Origin of the sequence: Vibrio tritonius (assembly GCF_001547935.1) — a bacterium.
GTDB lineage: Bacteria > Pseudomonadota > Gammaproteobacteria > Enterobacterales > Vibrionaceae > Vibrio > Vibrio tritonius.
The window spans coordinates 1,634,168-1,657,271 of the sequence record NZ_AP014636.1; the positions used below are offsets into that span (position 1 = coordinate 1,634,168).

The window sequence follows — 23,104 nt, forward strand, 5'->3', positions numbered from 1 at the left end:
AAGAGGTTCTATTTATGCCAGCGGCAAATCTAATCAAACCTGTACTCTTTGTCCTCACCAGTCATAAAGACTTGGGTCAAGGTCATGATGATTCGGGATTTTATCTTCCTGAATTGACTCATCCACTACACGTTCTTGAACAAGCCAACATCCCCACCGCATTGGCCTCGATTCAGGGCGGTTTACCTCCCGTTTATGGGGTTGACCTTTCTGATCCAATTAACGAGCACTATTGGAACGATGAGACGTTTCAAGATCAATTGCGCAATTCTATCGCACTGGATCAAGCCAAAGCGGAGGAATACAGCGCCATCTTGTTTGTCGGTGGACACGGCACAGTATGGGATTTTCCACAAAATCCAGCAGTATTAACCCTAACTCGCACACTGTTCGAGGCCGATAAAATCGTGGCTGCGGTATGTCATGGCCCTAGTGCCTTAGTCAACGTCAAACTCAGCAGTGGGGATTACTTAGTCGCCGGCAAAAAAGTGGCAGCGTTTACGGATTCTGAAGAACAAGCGGTCGGTATGACTGAGCTTGTACCGTTTCTTCTGGAAACCACTCTAAAACAGCGTGGTGCATTGCATCAATCCGCGCCTGATTGGACCAATAACGTGGTTGTCGATGGCAAGTTAATTACCGGACAAAACCCACAGTCAGCGCTAAGTGTCGGTGAAGCACTGCGCGATGCCTTATTAGCTTAACTTTATGGAGATATGTCACATGAAAGGGTTCAAACTTAGCTTACTCGCTTCTCTATTAATGGCGACAAGTACTTGGGCTAACGCAGCTAATGTGTTGGTCGTGTTGTCTGATAGTGACCATTTAGACCTAAAAAATGGTGTCACCTATTCAACGGGATTTTATCTTAATGAACTAATGCAACCAGTTAAGGCACTGCTTGATGCGGGTGATACCTTAACTTTCGCCACACCACTTGGCAAAGCCCCGACCTTAGACCAACACTCAGTTAACGTGAAAGATTTTGGTGGTGATCAGCAAGCATTCGACGCACATGTAAAATTGCTTAAAGACCTCAAACTCACCGATCCGGCACACTCTCCCGTCATCAGTCTTTCCCGTGTTGAGCAAATTGGCTACAACCATTTTGACGCGATTTTTGTCCCTGGTGGTCATGCGCCAATGCAAGATCTCTCCGTTAGCCCAGCAATGGGTAAACTGCTTCAAGCTTTCCATGCGGCCGGGAAACCAACCGCCTTAGTTTGTCATGGTCCAATCGCCTTAGTGTCCGCTTTGCCTGATGCCCAACAATACACGCAAAAATTGGAACAAAACCCCAAAGCAACCGATGCTCAGTGGATCTATGCTGGCTACAAAATGACATCGTTTACCAATAATGAGGAAGAAGCAGCCAAAGGTATGTTCAATGGCAGTCAGTTGAAATTTACCCCACAAACCGCATTGACCAACGCTGGAGCCAAATTCTCCATGGGCAATCAGTTTAAGAGCCATATTGTTCAAGATCGTGAGCTGATCACCGGGCAAAACCCTCAATCGGCATTAGCTGTCGTTCAAGCGTTAGAAAAACAGTTAACCCACTAGCCTAATACGGTAAAGCTTTCGATGAATCTGTTCTATTTTGTCATCGCTTTAGCGGGCGGTGCTGGCCTATCCATACAAGCGGCGGTGAATAGTCGTTTAAGTGTAACGGTCGGCTCACAACCTTTGATCGCCGCCTGTATCTCATTTGGGATTGGAGCCTTGTGTCTTGGCGTTGCTTCACTTGCCTTTGCCAATTGGCAAGGCACGGCTGTTAATTTAGTACACCAAGCCAGTTGGAAATGGTTAGGAGGCGTGATTGGTGCCGCCTTTGTCTTCACCTCCATTTTCCTTGCTCCAAAAATCGGCATTACCAACGTGATGTTTCTTTTTATCATTGGCCAATTGGCAACCGGTTTATGCATCGATACATGGGGTTGGCTTGAAATGCCGACGCGCCCTGTACACTGGTGGCACTTTACAGGGCTAGCGATTATGTTGAGTGGACTGGTGTTTTTTGTCTACGGTGAACGCCTGTTTGGCAAGATGTAACCTCTCTTAGTCGGTGTTTACAGAGTATTGTTAATAAATAAAACGGGCATCCTGATCAAAGGATGCCCGTATATTTTGGAATGACCTAACGCAGCACTTTTACGCTTTTACGCTCAATTAACGTCGGTTCTAACTGAATGATCTGCGGGGCACTTTCTGGATGTTGCAATTTGGCCAGCAGCGCTTCAACCGCCGCTTTGCCTAATCGATATTTAGGCTGATGAATGGTGGTCAGAGACGGCGTCATAAATTGGGCGATGCGAATGTCATCGTAACCAATAATCGAAATTTGCTCCGGCACGCTGATTTGCTGCTCAGCCGCGGCATTGATCGCTCCCATCGCCATCATATCGTTACTGACAAACAGTGCACTGGGGAATGAACTACCCGCCATGAGCTGATTCATCGCGGCAAAGCCACCTTCGCATTCAAAGTTCGACTCAACCACCCACTCAGGGTGCTGTTGCAAGCCGGCATCACTGAGCGCTTTTTGGTAACCTTCATAACGACTTTTGGCCTGATGTTGATTGAGCGGGCCTGTAATACAACCAATGCGCTGGTGCCCACAATCAATCAGATGCTGAGTCGCCATATAACCGCCGCGAAACGAGTTATCCAAAATCTTATCGCTACCGTTCACCATTGGCCCCCAGTCCATCACCACTACAGGGATATCTGGATAGCGCTCAAACTCATCAAGATGCTCGCCTTCGAGGGTAGTACACATCAGCATTAGTCCATCAACCCGCTTTTGTAATAGTGTATCAATCGAGGCACGCATGCGCTCACTGTCCCCTTCGGTGTTACATAAAATCAGGTTGTAACCTTGGTGATAACAGCTCCGCTCCACCCCTTTCACCACCTCGCCAAAGAAGGGGTTAGTTGATGTGGTAACGAGCATACCAATGGTTTTGGTGCGATTCATTTTCAAACTGCGCGCCAAAGCAGAAGGCGCGTAGTTGAGTTGCTTTGCAGCGGCGTTGACCTTCTCGGCAATTTCGTCACTGACAAAGCGGGTTTTATTGATCACATGGCTGACCGTGGAAGTCGATACTCCTGCAAGTTTCGCGATGTCTTTCATGGTCGGCATAAGATTCGTTCCTTACTACTGTTTGAGATGCTGCGCCAAAAACTCATCCACTTCCTGACGATGAGGAATCGAAGTTTGCGCGCCAAAGCGTGTTACCGAAATCGCGGCGGCAGCATGGGCAAATTTAATCGCTGATTCTAAAGGCATTTTCTCTAGCAGACCAGCCACAAACGCACCATTAAAAGTATCACCTGCTGCTGTGGTATCAGTCGCTTTAACGCGAAAACCAGCGATAATGCGACCTTGTCCTTGTTCACTCACCCAAACGCCTTTAGCGCCAAGGGTAATCATTACGGTGTGAATACCTTGGTCATGCAGTGCTTGGGCCGCTTTCGCAGCGGATGCTTCATCGATTACCGCAATGCCAGTTAACTCTTCTGCTTCGGTTTCATTTGGAGTAATGATGTCGATATTGGCAAGCAATTGTGCGGGTAGAGCTTTCGCTGGCGCAGGGTTTAAAATCACTTGTGTGTGCGCTTGTTTTGCCATGGCCGCTGCCGCAATCACCCCTTCCATCGGAGTTTCCAGTTGCATCAGCAGATAATCGGCTTGCTCAATCGCTTGGCGACTTTGGTTTACAACCTCAGTGGTCAAATGATCATTCGCTTCTGCGGAAATACAGATGGTATTTTCACCTTCGTCAGAGACTTGGATCATCGCAATGCCAGTTGGGCAATCTTGCTCAATACGCACATGCTCGATGTTCATACCGTCTTGAGCAAAATGGTCGCGAATATCACGGCCAAAGGCATCATCGCCGACACAGGCAATAAAGCCGATATCGGCTTGCAAACGGGCTGCCGCCACTGCTTGGTTTGCACCTTTACCACCAGGGATAACTTGATAACGATTCCCGTGAAGCGTTTCACCAGGACGAGGGAAACGAGGAACCTGAAGTACGTGGTCTGCGTTAACGCTGCCTAACACCACTAACTTATTCATAGAAACTTTCCTTTACGTGATAAAAACTGAAAGAAATACGCTCTGCACCCTAACTGTTCGTCACTAGACACCATCGCATGGAATCAGTAAATCAGAACCTATTTCTTTCAGCGCTGCTCCCCATTGAGGAGCAGCCTGAAACAATAAAATTATTTAGTCACTATCTTCAATGGAACGGGGATAGATTTTTCAACGGTTTGACCTTTTAGCATTTTATCTGCTGTTTCCACACCTAATGCACCAATCAAATCAGGTTGCTGGGCAATGGTTGCGCCCAATTTGCCACGTTTTACCGCTGCAATACCATCTTTTGTCCCATCAAAACCAACAATCAATACTTTCTTGCCTGATGCTTGCACAGCGCGTAAAGCACCCAATGCCATCTCATCGTTTTGTGCAAATACCGCTTGAACATCTGGATGGGCAGCCATTAGGTTTTCCATAACGTTCAACCCTTTAGTACGGTCGAAATCCGCAGGTTGGCTAGCGAGCAAGTCCATTTGTGAACCTTTAACTGCTTGCATAAAGCCTTGACCACGTTCACGCGCCGCAGAAGTTCCTGCAATACCTTCAAGTTGAATCACTTTGGCTTTTTGACCTACTTTTTCCATGATGAAACGACCAGCCATTTCACCACCAGCAACGTTGTCCGATGCAATGTGCGCAACCACTTTGCCATGACTTGCGCCACGGTCGAGTGTGAGCACTGGAATATTTGAACGGTTAGCCAGACGAATGGCGTTTGATACTGCATCAGAATCGGTTGGGTTGATCAAAATCGCTTTCACACCGCGTACGGTCAAGTCTTCCACATTAGAAAGCTCTTTACTTGGGTCATTTTGCGAATCAAGCACAATTAGGTCGTAACCTAATTCTTTCGCTTTTGCTTCTGCGCCTTCTTTCATCGATACGAAGAACGGGTTATTTAGGGTAGATAGAACAATCGCCATAGTATCTTGCGCTTGTGCCGCTACTGAAACAGTTGAACTCAAAAGAGCTGCTGAGATAAGCATCGTCAGTTTTTTCATTAGTAGGTTCCTTTGGGAGAGAGGTGGAGTCTGGTCATGGCCAGACTCATGTGTTGTTATTTGTTTTTATTGTCTACTAGCACAGCCAGCAGAATGACAACGGCTTTGGCAATCATTTGGTAGTAAGACGACACATCCAAAAGGTTAAGCGCGTTATTTAGGAAACCGATGATAAGCGCACCAATCAAGGTTCCCATGATTTTGCCTTTACCGCCCATGAGGCTGGTACCACCAAGCACCACGGCAGCAATCGCATCCAGTTCGTACCCCATACCAGCGGTAGGTTGAGCAGAAGATAGTCGTGAGGTCACAATCAATCCTGCCAGAGCCGCTAGCAGACCACAGATGGCATACACACCGATTTTGACGCGATCAACGTTAATCCCAGAAAGGCGCGTCGCCGATTCGTTACCACCAAGGGCATAAACATAACGACCAAAACGAGTGTGATTCAATAGATACCAAGCCCCTGCGAAAACAAAGACCATCAACCATACTGGCACAGGAATGCCCAGAAGATAGCCAGTACCAAACCAAGCAAAAGCATCCGCGGTATCAGTAAAGCCCGTTGAAATTGGTCGACCGTCGGTATACACCATGGTGACGCCGCGCAGTAAGGTCATGGTAACCAAAGTAGCGATAAAAGCCTGTACTTTGCCTTTTGCGATGATCACACCACTAATAGCCCCAAGTGCAGCTCCTGCCAATAAAGAGACAGGAACAGCCACAAGCACAGGTACTTCTAAAGCGATCATGCTGGCGGCAAATGCACCAGAGAGAGCAAGCACTGAGCCAACACTTAAGTCGATACCGGCAGTCAAAATCACCAAGGTCATCCCTACTGCGATGATCGCGTTGACAGAGGTTTGACGCAGGATGTTCATCAGGTTGCCAAAGGTGAAGAAGTTAGGGTTAAGCACCGACACTACAATCACAAGAACAAGCAACGCGATAAGCGATTTTTGCTCAACTAATGTCTCTTTGGTTAACCACTTCTTACTTGGAGTCGCGGTGGATTTATTCATGGTTTCGGTACTCATGCTGGTTCCTCGTTAGATACGTTTTTTGGCTGATTTTCAGTTGGGCGTTGAGGGAGTCGCCCTACCGCACAGGCCAATAAGTTTTCTTGGTTTGCTTCGGTAGCGCTAAATTCGCCACTGATGCGACCTTCATGCATCACTAGAATGCGATCGCTCATACCGAGCACTTCTGGCATTTCTGAGGACACCAAAATGATGCTCATGCCTTCCGCTTTAAACTCATTAATCAGTTGGTAAATCTCTTTTTTCGCACCGACATCGACACCGCGCGTCGGCTCATCGAGGATGAGAATTTTTGGTCGTGTCATCAAACCCTTAGCGATCGCCACTTTCTGCTGGTTACCACCAGAAAGGTTGCCAATGATCTGCTCGCGTTTCGGGGTTTTGATGTTGAACAATTGAATAAAGTCGTCCACCGCGAGTTTTTCAGCACCATGTTGAATTTGTATGCCTTTACTCAATTGTGGTAGAGCGCACAAGCTCATGTTTTCTTTTACCGATAAACCAAGGATCAAACCATCTCCTTTGCGATCTTCGGAAATATAGGCAATCCCTGCATTCAAACCATCTTGTGGTGAATGAGCGTCAACCAATTGCCCATCGACTTTCACTTCGCCAGCGGTTTTAGGCAATGCGCCATAGATGATCTTCATCAATTCTGTGCGGCCAGCGCCCATTAGCCCAGAAATACCTAAGATTTCCCCTTTGCGCAAAGTAAAGCTCACGTCATGCACGCCTTGGCCGCTGAGATGTTCAACCGCAAGAGAAACATCGCCTTCCTTTACCGAAACTCGTGGGTACTGCTCATCCAAACGGCGCCCCACCATCATTTCAATCAACCCTTCTTCATCGGTCTCTTTTACTGGACATTGACCGATAAATTTGCCGTCACGAAGCACTGTGATGTCATCACAAATTTCGAAGATCTCCTTAAGACGATGGGAGATATAAACAATGCCGCAACCTTGATCGCGCAGTTCATTAATGACGTTAAAGAGTGATTGGGTTTCTGTATCGGTTAGCGCATCGGTCGGCTCATCCATAATGATCACTTTGGATTCAAATGAGAGCGCTTTGGCGATTTCCACCATTTGCTGCTCACCTAAACTCAATTCACCCAGCAAAGTGTGGGCACTGTGCTTCACATTCAGACGCGCCAATAACTCATCCGCTTTGCGATACATGGTCTTCCATAGGATACGACCAAACGGCGATACCATTTCTCGCCCCAAAAAGATGTTCTCAGCAATCGTCAACTCAGGAATCAAATTCAACTCTTGGTGAATAATACTGATTCCGGCATGTTGTGATTCTCTTGGACCTTTAAACTTAACCGGTAGCCCTTGGTACTCAATGCTACCCGCGTCTTTGTTATAAATACCGGTGAGGACTTTCATTAGCGTGGATTTTCCCGCGCCGTTTTCCCCCATTAGCGCCATAACTCGTCCCGAATACACATTCAGACTTGCCTTATCCAACGCTTTCACGCCGGGAAACGCCTTTTCAATCTGCGTCAGAGCTAAAATTGGCTGGGTCATGTTCGGTCCTCAATTGTTCTGTTCTTACTAAGCTAAACTTCATTACTGCACACGTAATAGGCGTGAGTTAAAACACCACACCAACTTGGAAAATTACGTTGGCATAAGGCGTACATTCACCAGTACGAACCACCGCTTTGCTGTGGTGTGTACGGGTTTTAAATTCTTCGTGTGGCAAATAGGTAATAGAAAAGGCTTTACCACATTGCTGCTCTTCTTTATGCAGAACCGATAACAACTCATCGTGCAATTTAGGGCTTACTTTGGCGAACTCTTCCGCCAAAATCACACCTTCAATTTGCGATTCAGACAACAGTGTTTTAACCGTATCGATAAAAGAAGGAATGCCTTTAGTCAACGCCAAATCGATACGTTGTGCAGAAGCTGGAATCGGTAAACCGGCATCGCAAATGGTGTATTCATCGGTGTGGCCCAGAGTCGCCACTAAATGGGAGAGTTCAGCGTGGAGAAGTGTCGCTTTTTTCATGATTTCACCTTATATGGCATGCGATTCATATACATTTGGTGGCAAAAGAGCCGATCATCGAATCTTCATAAAATCGCCATCGAAACGTTTCGATGGCATAGTAATGAGTCAGCGAAACGTTTTCATCACGATCAAAATCAGAGTGTGAGATCAATCAGTAAAAATTGTCATTTTATAAAAATTTGAGTGATGAGGATCACGTAGACTTGCAATAAGCTCAGGACATTTAGCAGCGATTTAACATAGCAACAGCAGATCCCGCTAGACTTGATGAAATAGACATGCACAAATCCTATTCCTATAAAGACATTGGATACTCCTCATGATAAAACGAACGCTGTTATTAATTGTTACTACGATGGCACTTTCCGCTTGCGGCGATGAGGTCGGAAGCCAGTCTTGGTGTCAAGACTTACGCGATAAACCCAAAACCGATTGGAGTAGCCAAAATGCCATCGATTATGCTAAGCATTGTCTACTCAATAATGAAGTGGGCAGTGAACAGTGGTGTAAAGGCATGGACGACACACCTAAAGGAGATTGGACAGCAAACCAAGCCACATCCTACGCAAAACATTGTGTTTTGTAGACTGTACGATTCAACATGCAACAGAGCCACACTCTGTGTGGCTCTTTTTTATGCTAACCCTTTTATATATTGCGCGTTGGTAGTCGGGGCGACCGAGGCGAGTAACTGCTCACTTGCGCTCTCTCGTGATTGAGGTTCACAAAGCTGTTTAAACAGTGCCACCAGCGTTTCACGATCCAAATTCACCTTAGTTTCGGTCGGCACGTCACGCAAATCAATAAACAGATCGGTAAAGAGCTGTGGCAGATCCTGCACCACTTGCACGTTCATATTGTGATGCTGATGATAAATACTGTTGTGCTCACCTCTTTGTTTATCAATCACATAAGACGAGCCATTAAGATTGATAATTGAAGCCGATTTTTTACAACTCGCTAAACACCCTTTGGTCACCCGTTTTTTCCGGCATCCAATGGTTTGCTGGAACATACATTGACGACTGGTCAGTAGCACCAAAGGCTGATAAATGCTGTAACAGAGACGAAATTGCTCCGGACGTACCACATGTTTCATTTGTTTGGCGGAAAGCTCATTCGACAAGAAGGCCCCCGCACATTGATACTCTTCTTTTAAACAGTGCAATGCATAGGAGTTGGTTAAGTTAAGCTGTGGCCCCGCAACCCACGCGAGACCGAGCTGGTTAGCTAAGGTGGCAACACCAGTGTTATTGGTCACGATAAGCGCAGGGGATAAAGACTCGAGCAATGTTTGCGCTGCATCGAAATCGTCACCAATCAGTACCGCTGGGAACCACGGAATCAGATGCGGATGCTGTTCAAAAAGCTCAAGAATTGCAGGTAATTGGCGAGCTAGTGCAGATGGCAGAGCAAAGTAAACACTCACTTCTTGTCCATGATAACGCTCCACATCGGCACGGTCGCTAATCAACACATTCAACTGCATAGCGTTGGTTTGATTCGAGCTGTTTTGTGCTTTAAGGGATGGCACCTGAATATCAGCAATCTTATGTTTGCGGCTTGAGTCTTTATGCACTTCGTGGTCAAGGTCCGCAATACGCTGCTGCATTTGCGCCATGATTTGCGTGTTATCGTCGTACACCTTCTGTTTAATAAGACGCTTTTGCTCTTGATCAGACACACCCGCCAACTGAGCAAAATGTTCGCCCGCATGGTTACGCGGGTTATCAATGTACATATCGCGATTAATGGTGCCAGTTAAATAACCGGCTGAAAAATCGCGGTTAAACACCTTGTACAGCTCACTTGTATCGGTCAGCAACTGCCCTTTTTGCTCATAGCTGTCGATCTGCTTACGCCACTGATCCACCACGGTATATACATAGTGCGATTGCTTCATGCGCCCTTCCACTTTGAGGGAATAGACGCCAGCATCGGCCAATGGCGCAAAATCTTCGTAAGCGGAATTGTCTTTCATATTCAGCGGATGAGAGACGCCTACATCGGTTTTTTGGTAGGTATCGCGACATGGTTGGCTGCAACGCCCGCGGTTACCGGAAGCGCCGTTACGCGCCGAACTCATGTAACACAAACCCGAATAACCAATGCAGTAAGAGCCGTGCACAAACACTTCCAGCAGCATATTGTGCTGGCGGCCAAAATTGGCTAAACGCGTAATTTCGGGTAAGTCCAACTCACGGGACACATTGACCCGACTGGCATTGAGATGACCAAGAAACCGCACCTGCCCTTCGTTGTGGGTGTTCAACTGGGTCGAAGCATGCACGTCAAGCATCGGGAAATAGTGTTTGATGATGTAGCCCAAACCTAAATCCTGAATAATCACCCCATCAATCTCCGTGTGCACAAGCTGATTCAACAGGCGCACCACTGCTCGAATTTCACTTTCGAGCAAAATAATATTGAGGGTCAGGAATATTTTACAGTCGTGGTCATGAGCGATCACCAGAATGGCTTTGAGATCATCAAGGGTTAAATTGGAGGCGCGGTTACGAGCATTGAATCGTTCTAACCCACAATAAATCGCATCGGCACCTGCCACGATAGCGGCCTTAATCGACTCAAGATCACCACCGGGGGCCAACAATTCAAACTGACTTTTACTCACAACAACTTCCACTGACTTACTATTAATTTTGGGGCTGGGTATTCTACTACTCAAAGTAAGGGAATTACCAATAAGAGAGGACAATAGTTACGGAAAGAACAATTGAAAACGATAACCCCAATAGCATCAAACCATCAAGGTTATCATCGAATTAGAATAACTCGGCTAATGAGATTCTGATGGAGCAGATTGATTAAGACCTTGTTTTATCATTGGTTGTGATTCTCTCTCGCGAGATGCGAACAACAATGTAAGCAGCACTACTCCAATAATAGTCCCCGCAGGCCATCCCACTAATAGCAACAAACTAAAGGCATATTTGCTTGGGCGATGCTTTTTAAATACCGACCAAAAACCCAAAATCGCGATGATCAAACAAATAGCAGGAATAATCATCATGAGTGCCCCTGCCGAAGAATCAAACCCAAAACTCCCCATCACTCCCGATAGAAAAAATCCTGCAGCGGTAAATGCCACCATAAATAAGCTCATGATTGTAATTAGAATATTGATTAATGTATTCACGGTATTTCCTAATATCTATCTCATTTCTAGTTAAAACTACCTACTCGCCTTCGGCTAATGCTTTTGATAACGCCTCATTAAGATCATCAACAGACTGGTTAATAATTGGTTGGGAGCGCTCTCTTTGGGTGCATCCCGACTTGGCATGGCTAAGCGCTCGACTTATCGTTTCAGTCATAAAGAACGTTACATTTTTCACCTTCTCTATCGCTGGAATTTTATCTTTGCAATCTAGAGCTTCTGATAGCTCTATCTGCCAACAGGGTAATGTGTCTCGTACAATATCTTGGATATCATTATGTAGTATCTTGTTCCCTTGCTGCGTTAAATTCAGTTGAGGCATGATATTCATGGCGGCAAACCGAGACATCATGAGGTGATAAACACGCTCATCTAATTGCATTACAGCTTGAGACGCTTCTTGATAATGTTGCGAATCAAGAATATGACCGCTTTTTTGAGCTTGTTCTTGCAACTGTGGCAACACTGTGTGATTGAGTTGCGCTAAACGCAACTGCCCTGCGTCAATATGCACTTCCAGCTGTAAGAGCAGGTTTTCACAATTTCGACTTAAGATATCAATTTGCTTTACTTCATGCCCAAGCTTAGATAAGTGCTTTTGTAAACGATAAGAAAGTACATCGAGTTGAGTTTTAAGCACATCAAAATGGTGTGAACACAGTGGTAAAGACACAAATCGTTCACCCAACAAGGGGAGCTTAGAAAAAATAGATGGCTGGCTAAGTTGGTCAAGCCCCGAGTTCGCCACCGTATCGCACATTGCTTGCAAAACATTAACAGCGTCAACTACTTCAGTGGTCTGATGCCTCGGAGTGAACTGCGAGGTCAGTTCAGCTAGCTTTCCAACAATGGCAATACCAAAGTTCTTCATCGCACTCACATCAAGTGGATCAAATGTTTCGGCCAAATCCAGAGCGGCTTGCGATAAAACCAGTTCAGGTGCTTGTACAAAATTACTACTGGATGTGATTGAAGCTAACGCCATCTCATTCATAAGCATCTCCTAAGCATGACTAAGGCCAAGTTGTCGTGAAAACGAATTGGAATGAAAGACTAGGGAGAAAACGGAGCATAACTCTGAAACATCAGACAACAACATTGCTACCGGAGGCGCCATGCAAACGTCCATAACGATAAGGACAAACAGCAGTAGTGGTAAACAGAGACGTAAGACAAGTAAAAGCCTGTAGATTCATTTTTACCAACTGGACGTTAATTTATCTAATAATCGTTATAGTGTTCATACTCTTCATATACGGTATGAATCTGGACTAAAGCATCAAGCACCCGAAATTATTATCGGTTCTGTATTCACCTGATATGTTTATTTCGTTGTACTTAAGCAAAAACTTAACAATGCTATATTTTAAGCTGAGCTCGCTATAAGCACTTACTCTTTATATATTTCCTAGCCAAGAAATAGCCTACTTGATCCTTACTTAAGCACGTAGCAGCGCGAATATAAATTGGGTACAAGTTCTCATTTTTTCAGCACTGGTAACAACGATACTGAAATCAAATTGGGCTCTTGCTTCACAATCTTAAGTGGCGTATTTGCAATCGCCATAGCAAGTGCTTGACGTATTGACATTCGACCTCTAACGGGATTTACAGCAACAGCAGCTGTCTCTGATAAATCGGTTTCAACAAAGCACCCTGTGGCATGCGCTAGCTGTTGAGCTGTTTCGTCAAAACGCACAAAGTCGATATTGTATTGAGCCACTTTGTCACATGCCCCTGATAACTCTGGTATTTGACTCTCCGACGAGGCATGAAATAGTGAGCAGCCCGACAAAACAACACCAACCACCACTAACCATACATAGCGCATTCTTCTTCTCTCCTCATACAAGCAAGCGACTGTATCGACCACCTCACTCACTTGGTTTAATGAGATAACATGTTACACTCACTTATGGCACATTGTCTCATCGCTACTAATACTGTGATGTATAACCTGTATCGATAATCATCAATTCATACAAAAGGTAAGCCTAATGCTCGATATCAAAACGCTCACTAGCTCACTGTCGGTTAGCCCACAAATTGACAAGATGGATCTAAAGAAAATCGCCGATATGGGGTTTAAAACCATCATCAGCAATCGGCCAGATGGCGAAGCAGAAGAACAACCTTTGAATGGAGAGTTGGGAATGTTATCTGAACGCCTCGGTATGGCGTTTATCGAACAACCCGTGCTAGCAGGCGCAATTTGCGATGAAGACTACGTTCTGTTTTCTCAAGCACTAGAAACAGCAACGCCGCCTGTACTGGCTTTTTGCCGCACAGGCACACGTTGCACTACGCTTTGGGTAAATGGCACTGAAGACATGAATAGCCGCGAAGAACGCCTAAACCACGCAGCGGCACTTGGTTTTGTGATTAAGGCGTAACTTCCCCTACTCAAAAAAATTCGATAATGGTAATGCTGCAGCTTGCTTGTGCAGCATTCTCCTATCACTGATTTATACATCGTTTTGTTGAATGACATCTCCTTCATTAGCAAAATGAGACATTTCTCCAAAGAATGCACACTGCCCGCATAGAGAATTATATAACTCAATAATAACCGAATCATTTTAACTAACTGTTTTTATTGGTTTTACATGGTGAAATCTTCAATACCCCTGGCCTCGTAAAAGATGTATTACATACCTCTACTCTTTAGTAGATATTTACTAATTGCGACTCACTCGATATATTCTCACCATAAAAAAACAAATGGTTATTTAAATTTCAGTTAACTCCATATTTATAGTTATTATCGTAAGTATCATAATAATAAAAGTTATTATTGATATTATATCCCCGCTCAAGAGAATTCAGAAACGGCGAGAAAAACACATTGAGGAGTATGAATTCCCTCAGTCCATATTTGATAGCATTAAAATTAAATATAATCACCTAAGTGAAGATGATATTCATTTAACCTTAACAGCTTTAAAAGAATATTTTCTTATAAATTCTCGAGCCAAGAACTCCCAGATAGCGATGCCATCTAAAATAGTTGATCTAGCATGGCATGAGTTTATTCTTCATACTAAACAATATTCTTATTTCTGCTATAAATCCTTCGGTCATTTCCTTCATCATTGCCCAACAGCTTCAATATCTAAAGATGTACGCGTTCAACAAAAATCGGCGAGAAATGGTATGCGTTTGGCGTGGCAACTGAGTTCGAAAAGTCCATATACGCAAATTGAACATTTATCGATGCCATTACTCTTCGCAATTGATGAGCTATTAAAAATACCTGATGGACAGTTTTATCGTTTAAATTGCTCAAATGAAGACCAAAACAGTCATTCCACTAAGTGGTCTAAATCGGCAGCCAAGAAGAGATATAATAAACCCGACAACCCAATGTTTATCTGCGTAAGTGAGTTTGAAACAGAGAGTAACACCGAATCGTCAGATAATGATTGTAGTTCTTGCTCAAGTGATTCTGACTCTTACTCAAGCGATGATTCACATCGGTATAATGACTGCAGTTCAAGCACAGACGTAAGTAGTTGTAGCAGCTGCAGTAGTTGTAGCTCAGATTAGTATATTTTGTCTCAGCGAGAATGTATTTGAGCGTAGATAAGGTGATGGGTAATCTCATCACTTTTCTATTCTCGATATCACATCAGAAAATCCTTGGTACTCCAGGTACCCTTTCTTCATACGTTTCATTCGTCAATATATAATAAAAATACTTATTAAATGTTGAGACAACTGTTTCCGAAAGAATAACCTCACTCTCAGAAAGATAAGGACGCTCATTAATTATTGAATTTATTGCAACATGAATATTCAATAACATTGACTTAGGAACACACTCAACATCTTTTAAAGTAACGGTGATATTTTTTAGTACATCTATCAGCCTAAGGTAACAATTTTGGTCCAATTTCTTTTCAACTTGAACACTTAAAACCAATGATGTCACTTCCCGTTTTAATTGCTCAGCCAAAAAATCAATATCATACGTATCCATATAGTCATCTTGCTAATAAATTTATATCTATGCACTAGAAACTTAAACGGAAGTGAATACGACTACTGCCTTCGTATTCACCTCTCAATCAAATCGCCAAATTCAAAATCAAGTTAGGATCGGGGCAGTTGGTTAAATAGAAGTCCGCTTTAGCCGGATCAACCACTCCAGTGTAATCATCAGTTTGACCTTGCATATCACGCACTATTTGAAAATGTACGTGAGTAGGCCATCCACCGTTTTCACTTGATTCACCAATCGTTGCAAACTGCTCACCTTGGGCGATTTTTTGCCCAACTTGAAGCGTTGTTAAGGAGGTGCGAGATAAGTGTCCATACAAGGTGTGAAATACATGACCTTCTAACTCATGACGTAGAATGACGGTAGGACCGTAGTCTCCTTCAGCAGCATGATCAGCAAACCCGAGCACTTCGCCATCAAGCGGCGCAAAAACAGGATTGCCAGCTGGAATGCCCATATCAATACCAATGTGCAGCGTACACTGCTCACGCCCACTGAAGTTGTCCGTATCTTGGTAAATCATACGCTCTTCGTTGTAGCGCCCAACTTCCACTGTTGCATCAATTTCAGCGGCTAAACGCTTAATCTCTGCTGCATAGCAATGCTCAGCATTGATGCGCTGCCAAAGTTCACTGCTCGGTGATAAGTCGATATTCAATGGCGTGCCATGCTGAAGTTGCTCTGGAATCACAGGATGAAAGGTATGACGTTTTAAGATCTCTTCTAATGAATCCTTCATGCAGTAACCTCTTTTAATTCAGTTTGTTGCGTACGCGGAACTATCACAACGGTAATGATGTAGCTAACCGCCGCAACAATCGTTGGCAGAATAATATTTACATTGACCATAATGGCAGTGAGATATCCGGTTAGCGTCCAAGAAAGGCCAATCATGGTACTTGCCAATGCCATGACCCACCCTTGGTCTTGAGCGCTAGCTCGGTCTGACAACGCAGTGAAATAAAGCGGGAATGACAACGCCACCAACGTCGTAGTAAATACCATTGCAATAACGTGTGTTGTAAACGTGGGTGTATAGGCCAACAAAATCATGCCTAGAGCGGCCCCGCTCAACACAACTTTTAGTGCTGGAATGAGAGGAAAATAAGAGAGCACGATTCTTGGTACAAACAACAACGATGCCATCATGATGATACCAATACCCATCATGTAATATTGATAAGTGGTGCTCGCGACGGTTAAATCAAAACGCTCAGGAAAGATAAATGAGATGTTTTGGAAATAGAGGCTCCAGCTAAACTGACACAAAAACACAATGATTAAGCAGCGAACAATACCCGGCTGGCTGCGAGACAGTGGCGCAGCCATTGACAGTGGATTTTCCTGAGTGGTAATCACCTGCTTGGGCACTGAAATCATATTCAGTAAAGCAAAGCAGACCAGAGCAATGATTAAACACGCATAGAAAGGGGCTTGCGGACCATAAAGTGCCGACAATTTACTGCCTAAAGCGGGGCCAAATGACATCGCCGCTGTCATCACTACTGCTACCCAACTCATTAACGTCGCTTTGGTTTTACCTTGGCTATTATCTGCCAAAATAGCCTGAGCAATAGGCTGGCTAGAAGAACCGATACTGTTGATCATATTGCCCGCAAACAGCAGAGCAACTGAGCCAATCACTATCGCATAGATGGGAATAGCAAAGCCCAGCGCGCCAATCAACAAACAAATACTCATAACGAGTTTACGGCTAAAACGGTCGGCAAAGCGCGCAATAAAAGGTGTGAAAAACATAGAAATAAAAGGCGCGGCAGACATTACGGTACCAAATAGGGCACGACGTTGTTCCAATGCCATATTTTGCGATATTGCCATCGATTGGTCATTGGTAAGAAACAGTTCTACATAAGCAGGAATCGTGATGAAAAAGCCTGCAGAACCCAAGAAAATAATAAGGTATAAAACAAACAAGGTCGTTTTAGACACACTGGAAAGAGTTTGCGTGTTCATTGATATCTCCAAAAATTTACCCGAGTATATTACTCAGGTAATGACATCAATGCCATCAGTTCTACTAGGCATTTACATTTATAAAGTAGAAAACAACACATTGAAATTGACTAACGGAGACATCTACTGAGAGCCTTTAGTAATCTAATAATAAATCTAGTGAGGACACTCACCAATAAATGAGTTGATTTCTGCTTTTCACCACAACCTCCAGTGGATTTGTTCAGCCATTTACTTTATGGTTTTTGCCAAAGTCACCGCCAAGGTAAATCAAGATGGAACAATCTTATACAGAATTTAATCGCCATAAAAAACAACTGACAGCTGCTTATGAAAAAGCCAGCCCAGATGTGATGGCCGGATTTAGAAAGCTCCAACAAGCGGCACTAAAAGAAGGTGCATTGGATGTTAAACAAAAAGAGCTGATTGCACTAGGGATTGCCATCGCCGTGCGTTGTGACGGCTGTATCGGCGCACACGTGGCTGGTGCTATTCAACACGGCGCAACCAAACAAGAGCTAATTGAAACCATTGATATCGCCCTATTAATGGGTGGTGGCCCTTCTATCGTCTACGGCTCAGAAGCCTATGCTGCAGTTGAAGAACTGATTGGTGAGTAACGGAATCAGTCACATAAAAAAGAGCGCTGTAACAGCGCTCTTTTTAGATCATTTAGGTTTATTGTTCTTTGGGCTCAACCCACAATACACCCACTTCGGTCTCGACCACTTTGACCCATTGCCCTTTTACTAACGGACTGCGACTACGCACTTTCCAATTAATCCCAGAATAGGAATACAACACATCGTTTGACCCGCTGTTTACATCACCAGTTAATTGAAACGTTTCTTGCGCAAAGTCCGACTCTATCTTGTTCGTGTCAGGCTGACTTTGCATACGACGTAGCGGCTTCCATAATAGCAACGCAGAACCGAATGTAATGATCGTAATAGACCACATTGTATGGTTGATATCGACCGCAAGCCAACCGAACTGCATCATCAAACCAGTTGCCAAAAACCCTAACCCGAGGAAGAACAAGATAAAGGTCGCAAATCCCAATATCGCGACTTCAACCGCAAGAGCGACAATACCACTAGTAATCAATATTTGAGGAAGATAGTCGAGAAGCATAATTCGCTTTACCCTTTCGTGCTCAGTTTGTTAATAATAGACATTCCCTGCGCGACAAGAGAACTTGCATCGTAACCATTTTCAGGCAACAGTACGACCGAGGATTCTTTAGCAATCGCTTGTTTGGCTTCGATGGCTTTGCCCGCCAATTCTAACTGAATCGCTTTTTGGCCTTCTTCAGTATCAGCTGCTAAACCAACAATATTGAGTGCTTTTGCCTTTGCTTCAGCGACCGCCAAGATGGCTTGCGCTTCACCTTCCGCTTTAAGAATTTGCTCTGCTTTGTCTGCTTCTGCCGCAAGAACTTGGGCTTGCTTTTGACCTTCCGCAACGTTGATAGCTGCTTGGCGATCACCCTCAGATTCAAGAATTTGAGCACGTTTAACACGCTCAGCCTTCATCTGGGCTTCCATTGAATCCATGATGGATTGCGGTGGTACAATATCTTTAATTTCGTAACGTAATACCTGAATACCCCAAGGCTCAGAAGCTTGGTTAATAGCAGCAACGATATTAGTGTTCAGTACATCACGTTCTTCGAAGGTTTTGTCCAACTCCATCTTACCTAGCTCAGAACGCATGGTGGTTTGTGCCAACTGCGTCACCGCGAAGGTATAATCGTCGACACCGTAAGTTGCTTTGTAGGCATCAAGCACACGAAAATACAGCACACCATCAACCACAAGAGAAATATTGTCTTTAGTGATGGCAGATTGAGACGGAACATCTTGCGCCTGTTCTTTTAAGCTACGAACCGCTGCGATGCGATCAACAAAAGGAATAATGAAGTTTAAACCAGCCACTTTGGTCGATTGAAACTTACCAAACCGCTCTACAATCCAAGCTTGGTTTTGCGGCACAAACTTGATGCTGCTTTTGAGGATGATAATGATGAAAATCAGCGCCACAACGGGCACGATATTCGAAAATAAAAGATAGAGGATACTTTCCATAAACTAGCCTTCTGATTGTTATGTTTAAATAATTTTTTTCGATAATACTGCACATTTACGGAGTGACCGTGTGATTTCATTAATAAATGGGGAGCAAAGCACATCTTTACTCTTGCACAGCCTTTAAACACTACAAAGAAATCATTTTTCACACTCATTGCTGAGTCGTATGCAAAGGTTTTTACCTCTGAGTTCTCACTATCTAGCTATCTAAAATGACTTAATCTAGTGGTGTGTGTCCCGTTTAAACTCTTAAGTTGAAGTATCAACTCCAAGACAGTTTCGACATCAATTATCACCTATATCGCATAAGTATCACGAAGCCTAAACAAACACGCTGATAAAGTGGCTTACTCACTTGTTGTGATGATCTTTTCTCTGCGCTTTCCATAAGTAATAACGTCCAGTGTCAAGATGAGCTGGTAATGCAGCACCTAACTTTATGGAACATGTAAATCAGGAAATGATGATGAAAAAAATCGTATCAAAATGGTCTAAACGCCTAGCTGTTATCGCTCTAATGACAGGATCCTCATTTTTAGCTTTTGCCGGCGGTCATATGATGGATGTCGGAGTCTATGGAAACGAACAAGAGGTCTCCTCTGGCACTGTTTCTGCAGATATGATTCAAGCAGCAGAAAACGGCTGGCTTGTCGTGCACCGGACAGACAAGAAAATGAAACCTGGCCCAGTCATTGGCTATGCTCCAGTTAAAATGGGCAGCAATTATGATGTCTCTGCTATTTTAACCGAGACAGTCAAAAGCGGTGAAATGCTTATGCTGATGCTACACAGTGAAAAAGGTGGCATGAAAACGGGCGTTTTCGAATATACATTGGGCGCAAAAACTGATGGTCCAATTAAGGTACATGGCAAACTAGTGATGTCTGTCATTACAGTAAAGTAGGGTAAGAAAGAGATAAAGCGAACTCAGAGTTGAGTTCGCTTTTTAGCCGCTTCTCGACAGAGTTGGTCGACTTTTTTAAGTAATACTGGATTACGGTGTTTACCCGCCATAGACAGGATTGCCTCTTTGGCTTGTTCAACATCACCCGTTGAGGTCACATACAACGGTTTTTGACTACCACCTCTATACACAGCAAATTTTTCACTGATATCGACAAATGGTTTTTTCGCCACACCAATAATTTCCACCTCACCACCTAAACTGTCGTAAAGATGCTTACCTAAACCACTTTTGGCGACACCGTCTAAATAAACATAACCATCGACGACGATGATATCTGGCTTTAATTTATGCTCTTGAAGCAATTGCAAGATACAAGGAAGCTCCCTTTTGTAAAAACTCCCCGGCTCATATTCCGCAACCTGTGCAACCTCGGTTAAATAACACTGAGTTGCATCTAACGAAGACCAGTTTTCAAAAAGAACACCAGCAACATCCGCCTTATCATCGGTGTATTGAACATCTATAGCTAAAATCATTGTGTTAATCCAACCACTAATAAATATCAATTTTAACTCTAGGATTAGATTTTTCTATTTTTTTCATTATAGATAAATCTTTACGCTGCTATTACTTACCCTCAAATAATTAACATGAGAAAAGCTATTATTTTCCACAAATTCATCCAACCACGATTCTTTTATGGCATCACCTGAAATATTCACTCTAGGATAAAAACTATACTTTAACAACCTTGAAATATCGATAATATTTTTAAATTTAATTTTTTCATCTGACATAATTGAAAATTGTTTCCAATCACCTTCACATCTAAAGGTTTTAATAGTTTCACCATCAAATAGACAATACCAAGAAAATGTGGGATTTATTTTTATTGAAAATGAGCATATAGCACCTTGAGTATTGAATTCATAATATTGATAGATACCATTTTCCTTTCCGATGTGCTCATAAGATTCTATATTTCCATTTTTATAGAAAGTAACTTCCTCAATAACAACACCACTATCAATTCTTGCTTCACCAATACAATACGACATATCAAAATCATACGCTAAACCAGTGAACTTTTCATTTTTAAACAAAATAGGCTCACATGAGTAATCATCATCACTTTCATCTAAAGCATATCTTAAATAGATAGGATTGAACTTATTCTTATTCAAAAAACCTTTATATTCCCCAACTTCATCTCCATTTAAATATTCCTTCGAAAACAAAACCTGTACACTATCACAAGTAAATGCAATACCAGTAAAAAGAATACCATCATAATAAGCTTTATTAGCATTTATCGTTAGTTTTGAACTATCTATCTTCAACATTCTAATGTCATCTTCCTGTCGTTTAATAGTGTGTGTCCCAGTTAATTTTGTTAGGATTAGACAGAAGCAAAACCTTTAATATCAGATAAAAATATATTCTTACAATAAGAAGAAAATAATAACTCTTGTTTTAATGAATCTCGATAAAATCTCACACATATATCAGGGACACTTCCAGTACTTTCAACATAACAATTACAAGAAACATTACCTCTGATAATAGTATCTTCATTTAATGATGCTAGTTTTAGGTTTAGTGAAATAGAATCAAACCCTTTACTAAGCCAACGTTCTGGGAGTTTAATATTAGGTCTAAATATTGAAAAAACCACACTAACACTATCTCCTTTAAATATAATATTTTCAATGAAAAAACTTTCATTGATTTCATAACCCCCAAACAAATTAAACCATGTTTTATCTGACTTATCAGCAATATCTAACCAGTTCATCTCAATAACCGTTTTTTAAAAGATAGAGATTAGCTAAAGATTTTAGCTTAAATCGCTCGTTTGACAAAAGCGTGATTAAAGCTATTACCTCAAGAAAAACCCCAAAAACCTACGTTAACATGGGGTCACGTCTTGCTTTTTGCCACTATTCGACTGATACGAGAATAATGTAATCCAAAGTATTCCCCATATTCACCCGTATCGGATTGAGCAAAATATAACGCCCAACCTCAAGTAAATAGGCATCCTTATCAACCAATATCACTTTATAGCGCCCTTGGAATACATGTTCTACCCGATTATGCTTAAGATTGAATTTCTGGGTATACACACCATTTAGTTGACGTATACCTTTACTCAGATTGCCGTCTGGTGTTTAGACTAGAAGATGATAATGGTTGGTCATTAGACAGAAACTGTGAATCACCCAATTAAACCGTTCATAGGTTGAGGCTAACACCTCAAGAAAAAGCCCAAAATCCGCCTCATCCAAATAAATCGGCGGCTCGGGCATTTCCTCTGGATGTAACGTGATACAAAGATCCGGCGTACTCAATCCTTAATGGGCGACTCATCTTTTCTTACCTACTACTGTATGGAAGATAAATGCAGTCCATCTCAGCTAGTTAGGCAAAAGGCAAGATTTGGCCCATTATTCAAAAATATTTAATGGTGTTTTCCCGTCCTAGTTATTTAATGGGCTTTCCTGTTTATTTACTTGATACAAATATTATAAAGTTCACTGCGAAGTTCGCTGAATCGTAAATTATCTTTTAAATTCGGAACACCATTCTGATGCAAAACGATATCATTTAATGATCCCATTCCGCCGTACATCGAAACAATTCTTCTTTTCGCTTCTAAAGGTGAATCACTCATATATGACACATTCGATTTCAATGCCTTTGCCCAATCAAAATATCCATAGGTTTCTAGCAATTCAATCATGTCTGAAACAATAGAACTAATATTTTTCATAT

General features: G+C 43.0%; 26 protein-coding genes. 7 read left to right on the forward strand and 19 right to left on the reverse strand.

Translation table 11 applies throughout. From position 1 onward, the window contains the following. Positions 1-14 precede the first annotated feature (14 nt). Genes JCM16456_RS22575 through JCM16456_RS22585 form a run of 3 tightly spaced genes read left to right on the forward strand, consistent with a single transcriptional unit; the run spans position 15 to position 2,052 of the window. Positions 15-704, forward strand: coding sequence for a type 1 glutamine amidotransferase domain-containing protein (locus JCM16456_RS22575; RefSeq protein ID WP_068718723.1), 690 nt, complete (start codon positions 15-17; stop codon positions 702-704). Positions 705-723: 19 nt separating this feature from the next. Continuing rightward, positions 724-1,563 (forward strand): type 1 glutamine amidotransferase domain-containing protein, encoded by an 840-nt coding sequence (locus JCM16456_RS22580; protein ID WP_068718725.1) that lies wholly within the window; start codon positions 724-726, stop codon positions 1,561-1,563. Positions 1,564-1,584: 21 nt separating this feature from the next. Then, positions 1,585-2,052 (forward strand): DMT family transporter, encoded by a 468-nt coding sequence (locus JCM16456_RS22585; RefSeq protein ID WP_068718727.1) that lies wholly within the window; start codon positions 1,585-1,587, stop codon positions 2,050-2,052. 85 nt (positions 2,053-2,137) lie between these two features. Here JCM16456_RS22585 and JCM16456_RS22590 read toward each other — a convergent pair whose 3' ends face one another. From JCM16456_RS22590 to rbsD, 6 genes are all read right to left on the reverse strand, one after another. After that, positions 2,138-3,142, reverse strand: a complete 1,005-nt coding sequence (locus JCM16456_RS22590; protein ID WP_068718729.1) for a substrate-binding domain-containing protein — start codon at positions 3,140-3,142, stop codon at positions 2,138-2,140. A 15-nt stretch (positions 3,143-3,157) separates the two neighbouring features. Then, positions 3,158-4,084, reverse strand: coding sequence for a ribokinase (rbsK, locus tag JCM16456_RS22595; RefSeq protein WP_068718731.1), 927 nt, complete (start codon positions 4,082-4,084; stop codon positions 3,158-3,160). A 149-nt stretch (positions 4,085-4,233) separates the two neighbouring features. Continuing rightward, positions 4,234-5,112, reverse strand: coding sequence for a ribose ABC transporter substrate-binding protein RbsB (gene rbsB, locus JCM16456_RS22600; RefSeq protein WP_068718733.1), 879 nt, complete (start codon positions 5,110-5,112; stop codon positions 4,234-4,236). 56 nt (positions 5,113-5,168) lie between these two features. Further along, positions 5,169-6,152: a ribose ABC transporter permease gene (gene rbsC, locus JCM16456_RS22605; RefSeq protein ID WP_068718735.1), complete on the reverse strand. Its 984-nt coding sequence runs from the start codon at positions 6,150-6,152 to the stop codon at positions 5,169-5,171. Continuing rightward, entirely contained in the window at positions 6,149-7,690 is a 1,542-nt protein-coding gene (rbsA, locus tag JCM16456_RS22610; protein ID WP_068718737.1) for a ribose ABC transporter ATP-binding protein RbsA, read from the reverse strand. Before rbsA ends, rbsC begins: the two co-directional genes overlap by 4 nt. Before the next feature lie 67 nt (positions 7,691-7,757). Then, complete coding sequence (gene rbsD / locus JCM16456_RS22615; protein ID WP_068718738.1) at positions 7,758-8,177, reverse strand: D-ribose pyranase; 420 nt, start codon at positions 8,175-8,177, stop codon at positions 7,758-7,760. A 322-nt stretch (positions 8,178-8,499) separates the two neighbouring features. On the opposite strand from rbsD, the gene JCM16456_RS22620 reads away from it, so the two are divergent. Further along, entirely contained in the window at positions 8,500-8,766 is a 267-nt protein-coding gene (locus tag JCM16456_RS22620) for a DUF3012 domain-containing protein (RefSeq protein WP_408068388.1), read from the forward strand. Between the two features lie 48 nt (positions 8,767-8,814). On the opposite strand, the gene JCM16456_RS22625 is transcribed toward JCM16456_RS22620, so the two are convergent. From JCM16456_RS22625 to JCM16456_RS22640, 4 genes are all read right to left on the reverse strand, one after another. After that, positions 8,815-10,812 (reverse strand): peptidase U32 family protein, encoded by a 1,998-nt coding sequence (locus tag JCM16456_RS22625; protein WP_068719141.1) that lies wholly within the window; start codon positions 10,810-10,812, stop codon positions 8,815-8,817. Between the two features lie 165 nt (positions 10,813-10,977). Continuing rightward, a complete protein-coding gene (locus tag JCM16456_RS22630; RefSeq protein ID WP_068718740.1) occupies positions 10,978-11,337 on the reverse strand; it encodes a hypothetical protein in 360 nt (119 codons plus the stop codon). A 40-nt stretch (positions 11,338-11,377) separates the two neighbouring features. Next, a complete protein-coding gene (locus tag JCM16456_RS22635; RefSeq protein ID WP_068718743.1) occupies positions 11,378-12,352 on the reverse strand; it encodes a toxic anion resistance protein in 975 nt (324 codons plus the stop codon). Between the two features lie 486 nt (positions 12,353-12,838). Further along, positions 12,839-13,189 (reverse strand): STN domain-containing protein, encoded by a 351-nt coding sequence (locus JCM16456_RS22640; protein ID WP_068718745.1) that lies wholly within the window; start codon positions 13,187-13,189, stop codon positions 12,839-12,841. Between the two features lie 166 nt (positions 13,190-13,355). On the opposite strand from JCM16456_RS22640, the gene JCM16456_RS22645 reads away from it, so the two are divergent. Next, the gene (locus JCM16456_RS22645) at positions 13,356-13,751 is read left to right on the forward strand and encodes a TIGR01244 family sulfur transferase (RefSeq protein WP_068718747.1); all 396 of its coding nucleotides are present in this window, start codon (positions 13,356-13,358) and stop codon (positions 13,749-13,751) included. A 1,235-nt stretch (positions 13,752-14,986) separates the two neighbouring features. Here the strand turns inward: JCM16456_RS22645 and JCM16456_RS22650 are convergent. The 3 genes from JCM16456_RS22650 to JCM16456_RS22660 form a co-directional block, all read right to left on the reverse strand. Beyond that, positions 14,987-15,337 (reverse strand): hypothetical protein, encoded by a 351-nt coding sequence (locus tag JCM16456_RS22650; protein ID WP_068718749.1) that lies wholly within the window; start codon positions 15,335-15,337, stop codon positions 14,987-14,989. 88 nt (positions 15,338-15,425) lie between these two features. Beyond that, positions 15,426-16,097, reverse strand: a complete 672-nt coding sequence (locus JCM16456_RS22655) for a peptidoglycan DD-metalloendopeptidase family protein (protein ID WP_068718751.1) — start codon at positions 16,095-16,097, stop codon at positions 15,426-15,428. Beyond that, the gene (locus JCM16456_RS22660) at positions 16,094-17,332 is read right to left on the reverse strand and encodes an MFS transporter (RefSeq protein WP_068718753.1); all 1,239 of its coding nucleotides are present in this window, start codon (positions 17,330-17,332) and stop codon (positions 16,094-16,096) included. The genes JCM16456_RS22655 and JCM16456_RS22660 overlap by 4 nt, the downstream gene beginning before the upstream one ends. A 275-nt stretch (positions 17,333-17,607) precedes the next feature. On the opposite strand from JCM16456_RS22660, the gene JCM16456_RS22665 reads away from it, so the two are divergent. Then, complete coding sequence (locus JCM16456_RS22665; protein ID WP_068718755.1) at positions 17,608-17,952, forward strand: carboxymuconolactone decarboxylase family protein; 345 nt, start codon at positions 17,608-17,610, stop codon at positions 17,950-17,952. Positions 17,953-18,010: 58 nt separating this feature from the next. Here JCM16456_RS22665 and JCM16456_RS22670 read toward each other — a convergent pair whose 3' ends face one another. Further along, positions 18,011-18,466 carry an NfeD family protein gene (locus JCM16456_RS22670; RefSeq protein WP_068718757.1) on the reverse strand — a complete coding sequence of 152 codons (456 nt, stop codon included), beginning with the start codon at positions 18,464-18,466 and terminating at the stop codon, positions 18,011-18,013. Between the two features lie 8 nt (positions 18,467-18,474). Beyond that, a complete protein-coding gene (locus JCM16456_RS22675) occupies positions 18,475-19,419 on the reverse strand; it encodes an SPFH domain-containing protein (protein ID WP_068718759.1) in 945 nt (314 codons plus the stop codon). A 442-nt stretch (positions 19,420-19,861) separates the two neighbouring features. Here JCM16456_RS22675 and JCM16456_RS22680 point away from each other — a divergent pair, with 442 nt between their 5' ends. Continuing rightward, positions 19,862-20,326, forward strand: a complete 465-nt coding sequence (locus JCM16456_RS22680; RefSeq protein ID WP_231894465.1) for a DUF7282 domain-containing protein — start codon at positions 19,862-19,864, stop codon at positions 20,324-20,326. Positions 20,327-20,349: 23 nt separating this feature from the next. On the opposite strand, the gene JCM16456_RS22685 is transcribed toward JCM16456_RS22680, so the two are convergent. The 4 genes from JCM16456_RS22685 to JCM16456_RS22700 form a co-directional block, all read right to left on the reverse strand. Beyond that, a complete protein-coding gene (locus JCM16456_RS22685; protein ID WP_068718763.1) occupies positions 20,350-20,865 on the reverse strand; it encodes an endonuclease V in 516 nt (171 codons plus the stop codon). A gap of 66 nt (positions 20,866-20,931) precedes the next feature. Beyond that, entirely contained in the window at positions 20,932-21,672 is a 741-nt protein-coding gene (locus tag JCM16456_RS22690; RefSeq protein ID WP_068718766.1) for a hypothetical protein, read from the reverse strand. Between the two features lie 56 nt (positions 21,673-21,728). Then, on the reverse strand, positions 21,729-22,124 hold the full coding sequence (locus tag JCM16456_RS22695; protein WP_068718768.1) for a hypothetical protein: 396 nt from the start codon (positions 22,122-22,124) through the stop codon (positions 21,729-21,731). A 714-nt stretch (positions 22,125-22,838) separates the two neighbouring features. After that, on the reverse strand, positions 22,839-23,102 hold the full coding sequence (locus JCM16456_RS22700) for a DUF6966 domain-containing protein (protein ID WP_068718771.1): 264 nt from the start codon (positions 23,100-23,102) through the stop codon (positions 22,839-22,841). Positions 23,103-23,104 lie beyond the last annotated feature (2 nt).